The sequence below is a fragment of the Lysinibacillus sp. FSL W8-0992 genome, assembly GCF_038008685.1.
Classification (GTDB): domain Bacteria; phylum Bacillota; class Bacilli; order Bacillales_A; family Planococcaceae; genus Lysinibacillus.
Genome location: NZ_JBBOZQ010000001.1, coordinates 830,368 through 848,013 on the forward strand (window position 1 = coordinate 830,368; position 17,646 = coordinate 848,013).

The window sequence follows — 17,646 nt, forward strand, 5'->3', positions numbered from 1 at the left end:
TTAATCACCAACCTTTATGTTTTTCATCTTTTGATCACGTGTATGTTTTGGACTGATTCTTGGCTCAAGCAAGTAATATAATTTCCTAGTAAGAGGAAGAGAGATAAATAAAGTAAAGTAGATACCTATAATGGCAGCTAACGTATCACTTGCACCTGCCAGCATAATAATTTGATCGCTGTATTCTGGGTAAATTGTTGCCAATGTGCTAGATGCTGCCGCCATCATGACACCACTACCTATTCCGCAAGCCATCGCTAATGCTAAAGGATGAAAAATATTAGTCGAAGCTACGATACTTGCTAAAAATCCAATATAAATGGTACCGATTATAAAACCGATGATGTAAATAGATAGAGCACCTCTAGCTTCTGGAGAATTGGCGCCATATAAATGACAAATCAATCCGTAATCCTTATCACGGCAAGTAGAGCTTGTGGCGCCAATGGCTTCCTTTTTAATTCCTAGCAATAATGCAATCGGTAATGCTAGAAAAATTGTTCCTACATGTCCAAGCTCTTGAAAGGCTAATGCGGGACCTACATCAACAAGCTTAGGAAGATTAGAACCAGCAAGTACCCCAATTTTCGCCATAAAAGGTGTGATTGCGACAAGGACAAGAGATGAAGCCTTTGTAGATGCCTTTTCTTTAAAAAATCGAAAAATATCTGGGCCAAGTAAAACACTTATTACGATTGCAAAAAGCATTGGGTATATAACGATTAGAGCAGAACCTACTTGGAATTTTTTTACTCCAATCAGTTCGGCGATAATAACGATGACAAGAGCCCCTAAATATAATCTGTAATTCTGTTTAATTACTTGCCATATAGATTGATGTTGTTCTGTGTTTTCCATGCTCTTTTCCTCTCTTGGTGAAGTACTTTTTTAAAATAATTACGTATATAAGAGTGAAAAAAGAAAAACTCTAGTTAATAAACTAGAGTTTGACATACAGAAAAACAAAAAACGTAAATAGACCGAATAAACTAAGCGTTTTTTCAGTAAGAGAATAAAATATCGTTTTTTGTAATTCCTCATAGTCAAACTATTTACGGTAGTTTGGTAGAGACTTTTGGACCGTATTTCCAACTTTATACGAAGAATTTTAAAATGCGAACATTGTGTATTAATATATCAATATACGTTCGTGTATTTAACAATTTACATCAATATTTTTAGAAAGTCAAAGTTTTTTTAGGGATTTTACGGAATATAGAGGGTTTTTAAGGGGTGAACATATGTAAGCAAATGAGATAACCTAATGAATAAAGCCTATCCAAACTACTAAGTTTTGGATAGGCTTTATTTTGTTTTTCGTTTTATCGATCCCAGAATCGACCTTGGGCTATGCCTTCAATAAAGGATTCAATTGTAGAGTCTTTTAAATTGTAGACTCCCGATCCCTCAAGTTTTATCCTGCAAGAATTTAATGCTTGAGGATCATTAAGGTCAAAGGCTAAAGGTTTATTATGTTTAAAGGTTGTTTCCATAAACTCTAGCACAGGTGTTTGAATAGGAGATTCACTACTGATGACTAAAACAGCATCAAAAAGGCTTGGGTCTGTTGTGTCATAAGTGTCGGTTACTTTAAGGGAATCGTCGAATTGAGATACCTTTTCATCGACGATACTATAATTTAAATGTTGTTTAGCCAAAGTCTGAACCCATTCTGTTAGAAGGGATTCCTGAGGCTTCCCATTCAATAAAATCGCGACATTTTTCGTATCTGGTTTAAAGATCGTATTAGCCATGCTGAGTGCAGGCGATTTTTTATCTGATTGTACTTCAAGATTTGTCTTAGGCAATGCCACTCCAATATTGTTGGCTACTTCTTGAGCTAATTGATGGTCTATATGATTTATAAGGTCGATTGCATTTGTTTTCACTGCATTCGATTTACATTTGCCAAGCTCGAAACTAAATGCATTTTTAATATGTTGTTTCTCAAAAGGAGCCATACTGTTATAGAAGAGCTTCGCTTGTGAATAAAAGTCTAAAAAGCTTTCGCTACGACCTCTAATCCTATTGCCATCAATTTTTTCTTGATAATGTTCGTAGCCACCTTCTTCGGCAGAAACAGGAGCTGGTTGATTGTCATTTAAGCCGTTGCGATGATAGCTTGTTTGTCCTCGAAAAATTGCCATTTGGTGCATACCGTCACGTTGATTGTTTTGATAAGGGCAAACTGGTTGATTAATTGGAATCTGATGGAAGTTAGGCCCTCCTAATCGAGAAAGTTGTGTATCGGTATAAGAGAATAATCGTCCTTGTAAAAGAGGGTCATTTGAGAAATCGATACCAGGTACAACATGCCCAGGATGGAAAGCAACTTGTTCTGTTTCAGAAAAGAAATTATCTACATTCCGATTTAGAGTCATTTTGCCGACTATTTTTACAGGAACTTCTTCCTCTGGCCATAATTTAGTTGGATCTAATATATCAAAATCAAATGCATGCTCATCTTCTTCGGGAATTACTTGTAAACCCAGTTCCCATTCTGGAAAGTCGCCTTTTTCAATTGCTTCATACAAATCTAGTCGATGGAAATCAGGGTTTTTCCCTGCAATTTTTTGCGCCTCATCCCAAACTAATGAATGTACACCTAGAGTAGGCTTCCAGTGGAATTTCACAAAATGGGCTTGTCCTTTAGCATTAATAAGTCGGAATGTATGGACGCCGAAACCCTCCATCATTCGTAAGCTACGAGGAATGGCACGATCACTCATATGCCACATAATCATATGAGCCGTTTCAGGATTTTGCCCGATGAAATCCCAAAAAGTATCATGAGCACTAGCACCTTGTGGTATTTCATTGTGTGGCTCTGGTTTAACTGCATGGACGAAATCAGGGAACTTAATGGCATCTTGAATAAAGAAAACAGGCATATTGTTGCCGACTAAATCATAATTACCTTCGTCTGTATAAAATTTAGTGGAAAAGCCGCGCACATCCCTCACTGTGTCATTTGAGCCTCTAGATCCCTGCACTGTCGAAAAGCGTACAAAGACAGGTGTGATTTTAGAGGGATTTGTAAGGAAATCTGCCTTCGTATAACCTTCTAACGATTCATAAACTTGAAAAATACCATGTGCGCCAACACCACGTGCGTGAACAATACGTTCAGGAATACGTTCATGGTCGAAATGAGTCATTTTCTCACGGAAATGAAAGTCCTCCATAAGGGTAGGACCCCTTAAACCTGCTTTTAAAGAAAATTCATCCTCTGCCATTTTTAATCCTTGATTCGTCGTTAAGGCATGTTTTCCTTGGTTATCAATGATATGTTTCTTTAATTGTTCAGTTTTTTTATTTTCCATTTGAATCCTCCTCAAAGTCATCTTACTTTAATGATTCCCTTTTAATTGGAATAAAAACATGTGGTGTTATGCCAAAGAAGCTAAATGAGGGGGAAATGGGAGATATACAGCACGCTCATAAAAAAAAAGCCCAATTTTCTTTAATAGAAAATCGGACTTCTTATTTTCAAGTATTATTGTGCAGTTAAGCCGCCATCGATAATGAATTCAGAACCTGTTGAGTAGCTAGAATCATCAGAAGCTAGGAATAATACCATGTTTGATACTTCTTCTGGTTGAGCTACACGTTTTAATGGAATATGTTTAGAGAATTCTTCTACTGCTGCTTTTGTATCTGCTTGTACAACCATTGGTGTTGCAATAACGCCTGGGTGTACAGAGTTTACGCGAATACCCATTGGTGCTAGATTAATTGCCGCTGCCTTAGTCATACCACGAACAGCGAATTTTGTATCTGTATAACCAATAGCGCCAGCAACTAAGCCGTTCATTGAAGAAATGTTGACGATTGAACCGCCACCAGTTTTCGCCATTGAACCTGCTACAGTTTTCATACCTAAAAATACAGACACTTGGTTAATGTCTACAATGCGTCGGTATTCTTCTAATGTCACTTCTAGCATATTTTTCGCCATAGTAATACCAGCATTGTTTACTAATACGTTTACTGGACCGAAAGTTTCTTCTGCTTTCGCGATAACTGTAGCCCAATCTTCTTCAGAAGTAACGTTTTGTTTAACGAAAATAGCATTTTCACCTAATTCAGCTGCGAATGCATTTCCTTTTTCCTCATTTAAATCTGTTAAAATAACTTTTGCTCCGTTTTCTACGAATAATTTTGCGTGTGCAGCACCCATACCTTGTGCAGCACCTGTAATGATTGCTACTTTACCTGCTAAACGACTCATTTAGAAAGCCCCCTAAAAATTAAAATTTGATAGTTAACTATCACTTTTCTACTTCCTAGTTAACAACTTTCACGATCGAATGTCAATTCAAAACGTTCGTCATTTATTGTGGTCGAATAAAAGATAAAAATACATCTTTCATCAACTCCAGTTGCTTGTCCGTAGATAACAACTCGGAGAGGTTTGGATCGTGGGTTGTTAGGCTTGATTTAAATGTAAATAAACTAAAATTTTGCACCATCGTCATAATAAATAAATCTAAATCAATATCATGTCTTAATGAGCTGTCTTGTTTTCCCTGGTCAGCCAATGTGAATAAAATACTTGCCAATTTGTTTCGTGCAAAAAAATACTCTGCATATTGCTCAGACGATTCTGTAGCAATTTTTTCATGTAAATCAAAGGACTCGAAAAACTTTGCGAGCCGTAGCTTAGGGTCCTTTGTTCCACTTATATAATAATCCAAAATTTGTTTGATTTTTTCATACGCAGGTATTGTCTGCTCAACAATTTGTCCTATATGCGTCGCCATATCATTAGTAATAGTATTTGAGGCTGCAATCACTAAATACTCTTTTTTAGGGAAATAACGAAAAATTGTCGCAATCCCAACACCAGAAGCGTCTGCGACATCTTGCATTTGTATGTTTTGAACGCCATGTTCCAAAAATAAATCCTTTGCAATTTGGATAATATTTTGACGGCGTTGTTGTTTTTGTTGTTCTCGTTTACTCATTTTCGTCACTCCAACTGTTCTTCATATATTAATTGTAGCATGCGTAACACATACCAACTTGTATTCATAATTATTGCTATTTTTGTATATTTATTAAGATTTATACATAAGATGAATTTGTTCTGCTATGTAATCAGAACTTAAATGTAGACCATTTTTTAACCACCACATTATAACGCCAACTATCGAAGCTGTTTTGATTTGAGAATCGACATAGACTTTTTTAGTTGTTTTTGTATTTTTATTTCTGCGAATTTCGATTAACTTTTTTAATAATTGGAATAAATGATTTTCAAATTGTTCCAGTTGAAAAAGAATGAGTAGATGATGTCTTTGTGTATAAAGATAATCTAGTAATTGAATCAATTGTTTTTTTTCGTCAATGTCCTGAACTTGAATAAGTGCTTCAATTTTTTCAGTTAGTTCCTGTAAAATTTCCTGTGTTAATTGTGTAATTAGGCCATCGATATCTTGATAATGTAAATAAAATGTTGTTCGATTTAACAATGCCTTTTGTGTCACCTTTTGCACAGATAATTGATTAATGGATAGTCCATCATTTAAGAGGGTTAAGGCAGCACTTTTAAGCATTTCCTGTGTTCTTATGGCACGTGGATCCTCTTTTTTAGTCATTTTTCTCATTCCTGTCTATCATAGTAGATTTTATATACAGTTTGTTTCAAATTGTCTAATAGTCGACAGTGAATCCTATATTGTTCATGGTCAACTTAGCAAATTTCTTGTTAAGATATTTTTTAGACAATGTGTCGATAAAATTATGATAGCGTTAGGAGTTCTATTATGCAAAATGAAATATCTGCTCGAACGAAAAAGCTTTTGCTTTTTGTAATGATTGCAGGTTGCTTCTTTTCTACATTAAATCAAACATTACTAAATGTGGCACTTAGCGATTTAATGGTTATTTTTGATGTAACCCCTACAACCATTCAGTGGTTAGCGACAGGCTTTATGTTAGTGAATGGCGTGCTAGTCCCAATCACTGCCTTTTTAATGAAACGATATTCAACTCGCCAGTTGTTTATCAGTTCTATGCTTTTTTTATTAGTAGGTTCTATTGTTGCAGCAAGTGCAATGAACTTCGGAATGTTACTGACAGGACGTATGATCCAGGCAGTTGGGGCAGGAATCATTATTCCATTAATGATGACAGTCATTGTTTTTTTGTATCCAATGGAAGAGCGTGGAGCTGTTATGGGGAAAGTTGGATTCGCCATTATATTCGCTCCAGCAATTGCACCAACTGTTTCAGGCTTTTTTGTTGAATATTTGTCTTGGAGATGGCTATTTATTGGTTTAATTCCATTTGTTTTGCTAATTATTTTGTTTGCCTATAAATATTTATTTAATGTTGTTGAGGGGACAAAAGTAAAATTAGATGGATTAAGTGTTGGCTATTCAACAATCGGGTTTGGATTTTTACTTTTTGGGTTCAGTATTGCAGGAAGTAGAGGTTGGGCTGATTGGCTAGTTATTACATCCCTGCTTTTAGGGATCATTGTGACGTTTTTATTTTGTCAGCGTCAAATGTCTTCAGCTGAACCATTATTAAATTTGACGGTATTTAAATATAAAATGTTTTCAATGACAACGCTTGTTAATATAGCCATTACCATATTAATGTATGCGGATTTAATTTTACTACCAATTTATTTACAAGATGGTCGTGGTTTTACTGCTTTTGAAGCAGGTCTTTTATTGTTACCAGGGGCATTAATAAATGCATGTTTATCTCCGGTAACTGGGAAAATGTATGACAAATATGGTGCAAAGCCATTATTTATAGTGGGCATGAGTTTAATCGTTTTGTCGATGTGGGCAGTGATTGATTTATCTGCCTCTACTTCATATATGTATTTACTTGTCCGCACAATTATATTACGAATTGGGCTAGCTTTTATTACAATGCCTTTAAATACAGCTGCCTTAAATGCACTTCCAAAAGAATTAGCTTCACATGGCTCAGCCGTTAATAATACGATTCGTCAATTAGCAGGAGCAATTGGCACAGCAGTTATTGTGACTATTTATACAATACAATTAACAAAGGTTTCAATTGGTACAAGTGAAGGTTATGCTACCGCAGCTAATACGACTTATTGCACAATGCTTATCGTAGCCATTATTGCATTTATTGTTGTTTGGTTTGTGCCAAAAACTAAAAAAGTGAGTAACTAAACATCGATTGCTTGCAGTGATCGATACAATAAAGAAAAGCACCGTTCTAGATTATAGATCGGTGCTTTTTGCAAATAAAAAAACACTCCTAAATACAGATTTCGAAGTGTTGTTACGCTATTTTAAATGTTTATTTATATAGAAATAGATATCATGGTTAATCCATTGATAAAAACATGAACATGTGTTAAATTTATATAGATAGGCACTTTATTATTAAAAGGATATATTATCCCTATCTTAATTATAAAGCATTGTTTTTTATAAGTCAACCCCTATACTTACATTTTTAAGGAGTGAATGCGATGAAATCGGAGTTTCAGCAGGAGCAAAAACGATTAGACAATGTAATGGAGACTATTTCAGAGCAACTGAATAGGTTGGAGAAAGAAACTTTACAGCGTAAGAACGAAGTTGTAAATATTCGCAAGCATTTTTGGGATGAAATAAAGGTCAATATGGATACTTTCGACGATTATCTTGAGACGATTATCGGCTTAAGACAAGAAACGCAAGCACTATCCGTTAGCCAAAGCACCCACAAACATGCGTCTAAAAGATTGTCTACGTTACGCCGTATGCAGAAGGTTCCTTATTTTGGCCGAATTGATTTCTTAGAGGAAGGTATGTCAGCTCAGGAACAGGTCTATATAGGTATCTCTTCTCTTATGGATAAGAGTGGGGAAGATTTCCTTATCTATGACTGGCGATCTCCTATCTCAAGTGTTTACTACGATTACTCGCCTGGTCCAGCCCAGTACACGACACCTGAAGGCATTATCCAAGGGGAGTTGGAGAAAAAGTGGCAATATCTAATTCGCGATGGTGTTCTTCAATCAATGTTTGATACAAGTCTCACTATCGGAGATGAGATTTTACAGCAAGTTTTGGGGCAAGGTACAAATAAACATATGCATAGTATAGTTGCGACGATTCAACAGGAGCAAAACCGAATTATTCGTCATGATCATGGGAGATTGCTTATAGTTCATGGTGCCGCAGGTAGTGGCAAGACATCAGCAGCTTTACAGCGAATAGCTTATTTGCTTTATAAATATCGGGATAGATTAAATGCGGATCAAATTATTTTATTTTCACCTAATGCAATGTTCAATAGCTATGTGTCCAACGTGCTACCTGAACTTGGTGAAGAAAATATGCAGCAAGTTACATTTCAGGAGTACTTGCATCACCGATTGAGTAAGGAGTTTTATGTTGAAAATCCTTACGAGCAATTGGAATATGTTTTAACTGCAGCAAATAGCCCAGCATATAAATCAAGAGTGGCGAGCATCCGATTCAAAGCATCTACTCGTTTTTTTGAAGTCATTAAAGCATACAGAAAGTCGCTGGAGTACTCCGGCATGATATTTAAGGGCATTAACTTCAGAGGGCAGCCGATTATTAACGCGCAACAAATCGCTGAGCAATTTTATAGTAGCGACGCTTCACTTAAGTTCCATAATCGATTGGAAAAGTTAAAGGAATGGATTCTGAAGGAAATAAAAGAAATAGAAAAAGTCGAATGGAAGAAGGAATGGGTACAAGAAGAAATTGAGCTGCTTAGCAACGAGGAATACCATAAGGCACGTGTTTATTTAGCTAAAAGAAAGGGCTTTGCAAGAGAGACAGTAGCCGATTATGAGATGGAGCCTGCTAAACTTGCGCGATTGATTGTATCCAAGAAATTGAAGACTTTGCGGAAACGAATTCGGGCGTTACAGTTTATCGACATTAAGGAAATTTACAAACAGTTGTTTATAGATCCTATGCAAATTAAACAGTGGATTGAAGGAGAAACACCAGTGGAGTGGGAGGCTATTTGCCAAGCGACACTGGAAATGCTAGACGAAGATAAACTTTTTTACGAAGACGCTACTCCGTTTTTATTTATTAAAGAGTTAATTCAAGGTTTTCAAACAAATAGCTCGATTAAGCACGTACTCGTTGACGAGGCACAAGACTATTCGCCATTCCAATTCGAGTTTTTAAAGCGATTGTTTCCTTTTGCGAAAATGACAGTATTAGGTGATTTTAATCAGGCAATTTTCGCGCATGCAAGTGAAATGATTGATTTTAATATTCTTAGTAACTTATATGGACCAGATGAAACAGAAGTTATCAATATGACTCGTAGCTATCGCTCTACAAAACAGATTGTCGAATTTACCCGCAAACTAGTACCTAATGGCGAACGGATTATCCCGTTTGACCGCGATGGGGAGCTACCTGCGCTGACACAATTAGCTGATCACACAGCTTTGCACCACTGTATTACGACTAAAATCGAAGCTTTGCGAAGTGATGGCTATAACAGTATCGCCATCATATGTAAATCTGCGGAGGAGAGCAAGCGTGCATTTGAAGCTTTGTCTACTATTGAGGGTATTAAGCTTATAAAAAATGGCTCACCCGAGTACGAGCAAGGGGTTGTCATCATACCTTCTTATTTATCCAAAGGAATTGAATTTGAAGCTGTCATTATCTATGATGCATCGGAGCAAATATATGGCGATGAGAGTTTACGCCGAGTTTTCTACACTGCCTGTACGAGAGCAATGCATAATTTACAGCTTTACAGCGTAGGTGAACCAAGTCCACTTTTACGCACTGCCTTACAGGAAAATGAAATTAAAATTTAAATGAGAGTAATGAACGAGAATAATGTGAAGAGCCGATTCTAGGTATTATTAGAATCGGCTCTTCTTTAGGATGACAATTTATTTAAGTTCCACTTGGATACGTCCAACACCATTTAAATATTGGTCATAACGTGCAATTTCAAGCTTCACAGGATTAACTGGGAGATTTTTAACATTCTCCATATCAAATTTTTGTGTAATTAATAAATAGTTGTCGTGCTCAGAAAACGTTGCACTATTTGAATAGTAAGTTTCACCTTTAGCGTCAATTAAATGATTAAACATGCTTCTAAGTTCCTTTTTATTGGAGGATAATATTTTATATTGAATTTCAAAGTTATCTTTTATTTCAAGCTCGGTATTAATATTCTTAGGCTGAGTCATAATTTCCTTTTTATCAAAATCAATTACTACCGATTCATCAGCTTTATCAATAGCCTCGATGTCTCGAAATTCAATCGTCATACTTTTTGGGATACGGAAGAAATTGCTCTCTAGCATGATACTAAATTGCTTATCTTCGTAATTACCAAATCCAGAATAACCGTTTCGAATTTTGCCCCATTCCTCATGATGTTCATCATAGATGCGAATATCTCCAAAGTTTAATATTTTCTTTGAATTCGATGAATCAATCGACATTTTCAACTCAGATCTAATTGGAGAAATAATAAGCTCATGAATGGTAAAGTCTTGCCCATCGACAGTTATTTGTTTATTAATAGCGTATTTTTTTGATGCTTTAATATCATTTTTTAATGTAAATGGTATGTCAAAGACTATTTCTGGACGATCATGAAGCGATAATGTAATTTCAAAATCTTGTGATGAATAGTTCATACCTTGGCTTGCGGCCACTTCAATTGTATTTTCAACTTCAAATGTTCCTTCTGGCTGTGCTGACCAACTACTCCCTACAGATGCATAGATTTGTTCACCTTGCTGTTTGACCTCTGTAGAGATGCCAGTGAAATTCGCTAAGTCTTCGTCCGATTGAAGCTTATAGGAAATGATCATACCTGATTCATCTGCCACAACACTTGTAATCGTAAGGGTTTTCCCATCAATCGTTTGACTTACATTAATAGGCTCGTAATATTCGTTGTTAATAATATCTTTAATGCCTTTATCTAACGCAATCATTTCAACAAGTGGTTTTAATACTGGAATTTGTGCCATCGTATAAGCAAGAGCTGGCGATACCCTAATGGAACTAATAAGGGCAATCATGATAATAGCAGCAGTAACCGTAAATTGTAAAAGGCGTTTATGGCGAGTTCTCTTTTTTAATTGCTTGTATGCCATGAACTGTTTATTTGACTGCAATGTTTCCATAGGCACTGATTCAAGTAATTCTATATATCTTTGTTGTTGGTCATTGTCCAACTGACTCATGAAATGCCCCCCTCTCCTAATAAATGACGAAGCTTCTTTAATGTTTTATGTAATCTTGATTTAACAGTCCCTTCAGGAATTTTTTGTAACGTGGCAATTTCGCTGTTTTTTAAATCTTTAAAGTACTTCAAATGAATGAGCTCCTGTTGCTCAATAGGTAGCTTTGTAATGACATCATTGAGTTCAAATAGTTCCGCCATTTGCTCGGGCTGATCCACTATTTCATCTGTGACGACAATACGCTTTTGCTGTCGTTTCATCATTAAACATGTATTGATAACAATGCGTACGAGCCACGTTTTAAAATACTGAGGCGTCTGCACTTTATGAATATTTTTTAAGCATTGATACGTCATTTCTTGTAGTGCATCATTTGCATCATGTTCATTTTGCATATAGCTATAGGCAACACGATACATAGCTTCTTTATATATTTGTAAAAGCAGTAGCTGTGCCGCTTCATCTCCATTAATCGCTTGTTTGGCAAGTTCGATTTCGTCCATCTCCATGCCTCCTTTAATGATTAGATGCACCGAATAAAACATTCGTTCATTTTATTTTATAAAATTTTAAAAGTAATTTATAACTTTTTTAGGAAAGGGCAGTGGTAGACAGTTCGTTGGATGTAGTGGGAGGTTTAGCTGTTATTTAGTTATATGGAGAACCATAATCCAAGTAAATAAAGGAGCCTTTCTATTGAGGAAGGCTCCTTTTATTTCTATATAGAGGTACCGCTTTAGTTAGCGATTTCTACAGTAGGTTGTTCTTTATGCTGGATGTGGCTTGAAATCCAAGCGATGATGAAAGCGAGTAAAAGATAGATGAGTAAAAGTGATCCTTGTGTAACTAAGTTTGACCAGCCACCAAGGGTAATTACTTCTTGGAAACCTTTTAGTGAATGCGCCATCGGCAAAAATCCGCCGATTTTAGCTAGTATAGGATTTCCGAGCTCACCAGGGAATGTTCCGCCACATGTTGCTAATTGAAATACTAATAACGTAACAGCTATAAATTTACCGACATTTCCTAATAGAATTATGAGCATTAGGATGAGGGTCATAAATGTAAGTGACACGATCATGCTTGAAAGGAAAAAGAGCGGTACACTAGCTACTTTTAAGTTAAATCCTAACAAGATAACGATATCTACAATAATTGATTGAATTAAACCAACTACGTAAACTAAACCTAATTTATTAATAAAGTGAACGGTGCCAGTCACTTTTAGAAGTTCTCTGCGTCCTAGTGGCAGAATATTAGATGCCATAATGCCTCCTACAAATAAAGCGAGTGACAAGAAATAGGGTGCGATACCGACACCATAATTCGGAACGTCAGATAAATCAGATTCTACCAATTCGATTGGTTGGGCAAACATCGATGTCGTTGCATCGTCAAATTGAAGATTAGGTGTTTTTGCTGCCGCACTATTTAGTTTTGATGCTAATTCATTTGATCCCACTACTAAAGAGGAAAGCCCATTTTGCAGTTTTGGAAATCCGCCTGATACTTCATTAATTCCACTAGATAGCGCTGTAATTCCAGTATTAAGTGTAGTAAAGCCTGTTGACCATTTAGCAAAGCCACTTGCAAATTCAGTCGCTCCTTGTTGAAGTTGTTTTGCCCCCGCAGTAGCCTGAGTCATCTTTGTTCCAAATGTTTTCATGCTAGTTTCTAGCGTAGCTTGACCTGCCGCGATTTTTTTAGCAGCTGCGCCTACTTGTTGTTGACCATTTGTTAAAGTAGTTTCAGTTGCAGATAATGTCTCTGCTAAAGCAATCAGTTGTTGAAATTCCGAATCTTGCTTTGCTTCGGGATGATCCTTTATATATTGAGCTAATTGCCCGCTTAAATTACTTGCTGCTTTTGCTGCTTGTTGTTGACCTTGAACTAGCTCTGTATTTTTAGAGGACCAGTCTGTCATACTTTCGCTCATTTGCCCTATTCCTGATTGAAGGGCTTGTTCAGCTCCAGTTAGTTGCTGTAATCCACTATATAGAGAGTCAGAACCGTTTATGAGTCCTTGAGCGCCATTTGATAAGCTTTCCTGACCTGTTGAGAGGCTTGAACTTCCTGTTTGAAGCTTTTGAGCTCCTGCATCTAAACTATGAATGCCATCCGCTAGCTTGTCGGTTCCGCTCTGTATATCAGTCGCTCCCTTAGAAAGCTTTTCCGCCCCAGCGCCTGCTGTTGCAAAACCAGTCGAAGCATCCTGGAATTTAGTGAGAATAGATTCAGAGTAAAACTTCGTTATGCTGGCGTTAATTTTTGTTTTCATTTTTTCCACGGCTGTTGTCGTAATTTGTGAAGCTACAAAGTTTTTCCCTGGATTAATTTCATACGAAAGTTTTGCTGTTTTTGGAGTTTCTTCCATTAAAGTCGTTACGTTTTTAGAGAAATCCTTTGGAATTGTGATGACCATATAATAGTCGCCTGCTTTAAGCCCTTTTTGTGCGGTCTTGGCAGGGACGAAATGGAAGTTTAATTCTTTGCCTTCCTTTAGTTCGGTAATAAAGTCATCGCCAACATGCAAAGATTCTTTATCTATATTTGCTCCCTCGTCGAGATTAACGACAGCTACGGGAAGTTTGTCCAATTGCCCGTATGGATCCCAATATCCTGCTAAAAAGAACCCAACGTAAATTAAAGGAACAAGAATAAGAAAAATAAAGGCCGTTCGCCCATGCTTATGTTTCCAAATAGCTACTAAGTCTTGCAATATTAATTGAAATCCTTTCATGAAATAATCCTACCTTCCTATTTTTAAAAGATTATTTCATAATAATCTATTACATTAATGTTGTATAATACATAAATCGTTATTACATAATAGATTTAAATCTATACAAGAGGGGGACCAATATGGAACTTTTGCAGTTAAAGTATTTTCAAACAGTTGCCCGTCTCGAACATATGACGAAGGCAGCAGAGCAACTTCAAATTGCACAGCCATCGCTTAGTAAAACGATTTCCCGCTTGGAGGAAGATTTGGGCGTGGTGTTGTTTGACAGAGAACATCGAAAAATTAGCTTAAATGAAGCTGGCAGAATTTTTTTAAACCGTGTGGAAAGGGCTTTTGCGGAATTGAATGAGGGACAAAGGGAGTTAGCTCAATTTACTGAGCAAGATCAAAAGAGTATTACATTGGCAGTAACGATTCCAAGAGTATTGCCTGCTTTATTAGGTTCATTTTTATCGAAATATCCAGATGCCCGTTTTCAACAGTTTCTAAAGTCTGTTACATCTATGAAAAAATTGTTGATGGAAGGGGAGTTGGATTATTGTATTTCCTCAGTTCCTATTGAAGGCGAGGGTATTAGATGGGAACCACTTATTACTGAAGAAATATTTTTAATCGTGCCACCTAATCATCGGTTAGCAGACAGGGAGAGTATTCAACTCGCAGAGGTGAAGGATGAAGCGTTTATTAGTATGAATACAGGGTTTGGCTTCCGAAGCTTAACAGATCAATTTTGCCGGGAGGCGGGGTTTGTCCAAAATATTGCCTTTGAGGGGGATGAGCCTTCCGTTATTTCTGATTTAGTTAGACAAGGACTAGGTGTCGCTTTCGTTTCTGAATTATCTTGGGTTCCTAAATCAGAGGAGTTTCCTCATAAACTGCGAATTGTTGAACCATCTTGTCAACGTACAATTGGGCTAGCGTGGTCAGAAAAACGCTATTTTACACCGATGGCTAACCAATTTCGTCAATTTGTTTTCGAATACTTTTCAACTATTGCTTAATAGAGTTAATTTACGCATGTGTTTAAGATGACCCAGCGATAGGGTCATCTAATATTAGGCATTTGTTTACATTCTAGTTATTACTTAGCGGACGATACATTTTACTCATTGAGCTATAAAAGTCTTGTAAAATCGGATTGCTTAAATTTTTTGTTAAAGCAATGAGTTTGACTGGAATGTTAGAAGTATAAGTTTCTAAAATAGTAGCCGACCCATCCTCGATTTCCTTTCTTATTCTGCTTGTCCCAATTACTCCGAGATACGGGTGATTGAGGACGGCATTTTTTATGCTCTCATCACTATTGCAGTGAATAGTATTTGGAAAGTGAATTCCTTTGTTCAATATTTCAAATTTTATAAAGGGAGCTCTAAGATCAACCAATACAGGGTGTTTTTCTAATTTGCTCTCCATTTGAGAAGTGTCATTAGCAACTTTACTCGAAGCGAACAGCACTAAACTTTCATAGTCAATGCATTGATTGGAAATGTCAGAGTTTAAAGTTCTACCATTTACAATAGCAAAGTCCATCTCATTTTGTATTATCTTTTTTAAAGCCTCATCGCTACTATCTACAGAATAAACTTCTATTAAAATATCTTGGTTCCTTTTTTGGAAATTAACTATATGTGGTAGAAAAAAACGGTCGCAATGTTCATCTAATGCACAAACCCGAATTACTTGCTTTTCTCCTTGGAATTCTTCGATTCTCCTTTGCATCGTAAACATCTCATTTAAGATATTTTTTGCATGCTCATAAAGAATTTCTCCAGCTTTAGTTAGCTTCCTTTTATTGTCCACTTTTTCAAAGAGAGGTAAGCCAATCTCATCTTCTAAGTGCTGTAGATGCTTTGTAACAGTAGGTTGTGAATAATTAAGGCGCATTGCTGCTTGAATTAGTCTTTTTTCTTCTGCTACGATTTGAAAAGTCTGAAGGTGTCTAATTTCCAATTACATAACAACCTTTCCTGTTAATTTCTGAAGCTATAAAGTAAATAAAAATGATTATATAATGCTGATTTAATTTTTGAAATATAATTATAACCCTAAATATTTAAAATAGTAATATTGAATATTCACTATTAGAATATCAATGACCTGTAATGCATTATAAAATGAAACCTATGAAAGCGTTAGCAATATTGGGTATTTTCTAAATTTTTCTAATCTTATTTTTTTACCGAGAGGATGATTAAAACTCGACTGTTTTTTGAGTTAATTCATAGTATGACAGATTGCTTTTTACACAAATCACAAAGGGGTGTTATGTTTGAGTACTGCCAAACCAATAAAGATAGAAGAAGGTACTGAAAAGAGGAAGAAGAAAAAGGGCGGCTTAAATGCTTATGTTCTAATGTTTTTAATCATTGTTGTTCTTACACTTTTAACCTATGTTATACCTGCTGGTCAATACGCTAGATATGAGGAAAATGGTAGAACGATTATTGACCCTACGAAATTTGAATACATTACAAATACGCCTGTAGGTTTGCTAGACATGTTTAATGCATTTCACCAAGGGATGGTCAAAGGTGCACCAATTATATTATTTGTTCTACTAATTGGTGGTGCTCTTGGAATTATGCAAGCTACAGGATCTATTGATGCGTTAATTCGATTTACTGCACAAAAGTTTGGTAAAAGAAAAAAATTAATTATTCCAGTGATGGTACTTCTGTTCTCATTACTCGGTACCCTTATTGGAGCGGCTGAAGACTCGTTAGTTTATATTACAATAGTTGCTCCAATGACCATTGCCTTAGGCTTTGATGCGCTAACAGGTGTCGCAATAGTATTTCTCGGCATGATAGGTGCTGGATTTACTGCAGGTATTACGAATCCTTTTACAATTGGTGTTGCTCAAACAGTTGCTGAGCTTCCAATGTACTCGGGTATGGGCTTACGTATCGCTATTTACGTAATCTTCTACATTTTATCGGTTGCCTTTATTTTAAGACACGTAAATAAAATCGAGAAAAATCCTGAACTAGCTGAATACGGGAAGTTTAACCCGAATGAAAGAATTACGTTTGATGACAATTTTAAGTTAAGTAAAAGACATGCACTTTCTCTTTTAGTGTTTTTAGGCTGCTTTATCGCGTTGATTTATGGCGTTATTAGTCTTGGCTGGTACATTAGTGAAATTGTAGGGATTTTCTTATTAGGTGCAATTATTATGGGTCTTATCGGAAGACTTTCTGGCAATGAGATGACGGATGCATTTTTAAAAGGATGTTCTGAAATGATTTCAGGTGCGATGATTATTGGGATTGCTAATACAATTCTTGTTGTACTTACGTCAGGCAACTTATTAGATACGATATTACATATTACTTCTAATTTACTGAATGGCCTTTCACCAAGTGTAACAGCGGTAGGGATGGCAGTTGTCAATTTCTTTATTCATTTCTTAGTGCCGTCTGGAAGTGGACATGCATCATTAGTCATGCCAATTATGGCACCATTAGCAGACCTAGTGGGAGTAACAAGACAAACAGCTGCGTTTGCTACTGTAATGGGTGGCGGTGTCTCGAGTTTAATTATTCCGACTGGTGGCTTATTGTTAGCAGCTCTAGGTATGATGGGCATTCCTTATTCAAAATGGGCTAAATGGGTATTCCCTTATGTTGCTATTCAAATTGTCATAGTTGTGATCTTTTTAATTATTGCCCAGGCAATTAATTATGGACCGTTTTAAAAGCAA

The 17,646-nt window shown here is 36.3% G+C and carries 13 protein-coding genes and 1 riboswitch; of the genes, 4 read left to right on the plus strand and 9 right to left on the minus strand.

Annotation, left to right across the window (positions count from 1 at the left end; translation table 11 throughout):
• From NSQ74_RS03895 to NSQ74_RS03915, 5 genes are all read right to left on the minus strand, one after another.
• Positions 1 to 858: a DUF3100 domain-containing protein gene (locus NSQ74_RS03895; RefSeq protein ID WP_340821608.1), complete on the minus strand. Its 858-nt coding sequence runs from the start codon at positions 856 to 858 to the stop codon at positions 1 to 3.
• A gap of 162 nt (positions 859 to 1,020) precedes the next feature.
• A riboswitch (purine riboswitch) is annotated at positions 1,021 to 1,122 on the minus strand.
• 200 nt (positions 1,123 to 1,322) lie between these two features.
• A complete protein-coding gene (locus NSQ74_RS03900) occupies positions 1,323 to 3,323 on the minus strand; it encodes a catalase (RefSeq protein ID WP_340821610.1) in 2,001 nt (666 codons plus the stop codon).
• Between the two features lie 173 nt (positions 3,324 to 3,496).
• Positions 3,497 to 4,231 (minus strand): glucose 1-dehydrogenase, encoded by a 735-nt coding sequence (locus NSQ74_RS03905; RefSeq protein WP_340821611.1) that lies wholly within the window; start codon positions 4,229 to 4,231, stop codon positions 3,497 to 3,499.
• Positions 4,232 to 4,334: 103 nt separating this feature from the next.
• Positions 4,335 to 4,967, minus strand: coding sequence for a TetR/AcrR family transcriptional regulator (locus NSQ74_RS03910; RefSeq protein WP_340821612.1), 633 nt, complete (start codon positions 4,965 to 4,967; stop codon positions 4,335 to 4,337).
• Positions 4,968 to 5,060: 93 nt separating this feature from the next.
• The gene (locus tag NSQ74_RS03915; protein ID WP_340821613.1) at positions 5,061 to 5,600 is read right to left on the minus strand and encodes a TetR-like C-terminal domain-containing protein; all 540 of its coding nucleotides are present in this window, start codon (positions 5,598 to 5,600) and stop codon (positions 5,061 to 5,063) included.
• A 168-nt stretch (positions 5,601 to 5,768) separates the two neighbouring features.
• On the opposite strand from NSQ74_RS03915, the gene NSQ74_RS03920 reads away from it, so the two are divergent.
• Both NSQ74_RS03920 and helD read left to right on the plus strand, forming a co-directional pair.
• Positions 5,769 to 7,163, plus strand: a complete 1,395-nt coding sequence (locus tag NSQ74_RS03920) for a DHA2 family efflux MFS transporter permease subunit (protein ID WP_340821615.1) — start codon at positions 5,769 to 5,771, stop codon at positions 7,161 to 7,163.
• Between the two features lie 305 nt (positions 7,164 to 7,468).
• Positions 7,469 to 9,805 carry an RNA polymerase recycling motor HelD gene (gene helD, locus NSQ74_RS03925; protein ID WP_340821616.1) on the plus strand — a complete coding sequence of 779 codons (2,337 nt, stop codon included), beginning with the start codon at positions 7,469 to 7,471 and terminating at the stop codon, positions 9,803 to 9,805.
• Between the two features lie 78 nt (positions 9,806 to 9,883).
• Here the strand turns inward: helD and NSQ74_RS03930 are convergent, their stop codons facing one another.
• The 3 genes from NSQ74_RS03930 to NSQ74_RS03940 all read right to left on the minus strand — a co-directional run bounded on the left by NSQ74_RS03930 (position 9,884) and on the right by NSQ74_RS03940 (position 13,940).
• Positions 9,884 to 11,200, minus strand: a complete 1,317-nt coding sequence (locus NSQ74_RS03930) for a DUF4179 domain-containing protein (protein ID WP_340821618.1) — start codon at positions 11,198 to 11,200, stop codon at positions 9,884 to 9,886.
• The gene (locus NSQ74_RS03935) at positions 11,197 to 11,703 is read right to left on the minus strand and encodes a sigma-70 family RNA polymerase sigma factor (RefSeq protein WP_340821619.1); all 507 of its coding nucleotides are present in this window, start codon (positions 11,701 to 11,703) and stop codon (positions 11,197 to 11,199) included. The genes NSQ74_RS03930 and NSQ74_RS03935 overlap by 4 nt, the downstream gene beginning before the upstream one ends.
• Positions 11,704 to 11,936: 233 nt before the next feature.
• Positions 11,937 to 13,940 carry a YhgE/Pip domain-containing protein gene (locus NSQ74_RS03940; protein WP_340821621.1) on the minus strand — a complete coding sequence of 668 codons (2,004 nt, stop codon included), beginning with the start codon at positions 13,938 to 13,940 and terminating at the stop codon, positions 11,937 to 11,939.
• 122 nt (positions 13,941 to 14,062) lie between these two features.
• Here NSQ74_RS03940 and NSQ74_RS03945 point away from each other — a divergent pair, with 122 nt between their 5' ends.
• On the plus strand, positions 14,063 to 14,944 hold the full coding sequence (locus tag NSQ74_RS03945; protein ID WP_340821622.1) for a LysR family transcriptional regulator: 882 nt from the start codon (positions 14,063 to 14,065) through the stop codon (positions 14,942 to 14,944).
• A 73-nt stretch (positions 14,945 to 15,017) separates the two neighbouring features.
• Here the strand turns inward: NSQ74_RS03945 and NSQ74_RS03950 are convergent, their stop codons facing one another.
• Positions 15,018 to 15,893: a LysR family transcriptional regulator gene (locus NSQ74_RS03950; RefSeq protein ID WP_340821624.1), complete on the minus strand. Its 876-nt coding sequence runs from the start codon at positions 15,891 to 15,893 to the stop codon at positions 15,018 to 15,020.
• Positions 15,894 to 16,212: 319 nt separating this feature from the next.
• Here NSQ74_RS03950 and NSQ74_RS03955 point away from each other — a divergent pair, with 319 nt between their 5' ends.
• Entirely contained in the window at positions 16,213 to 17,640 is a 1,428-nt protein-coding gene (locus tag NSQ74_RS03955; RefSeq protein WP_340821626.1) for a YfcC family protein, read from the plus strand.
• The last annotated feature ends 6 nt before the right edge of the window (positions 17,641 to 17,646 follow it).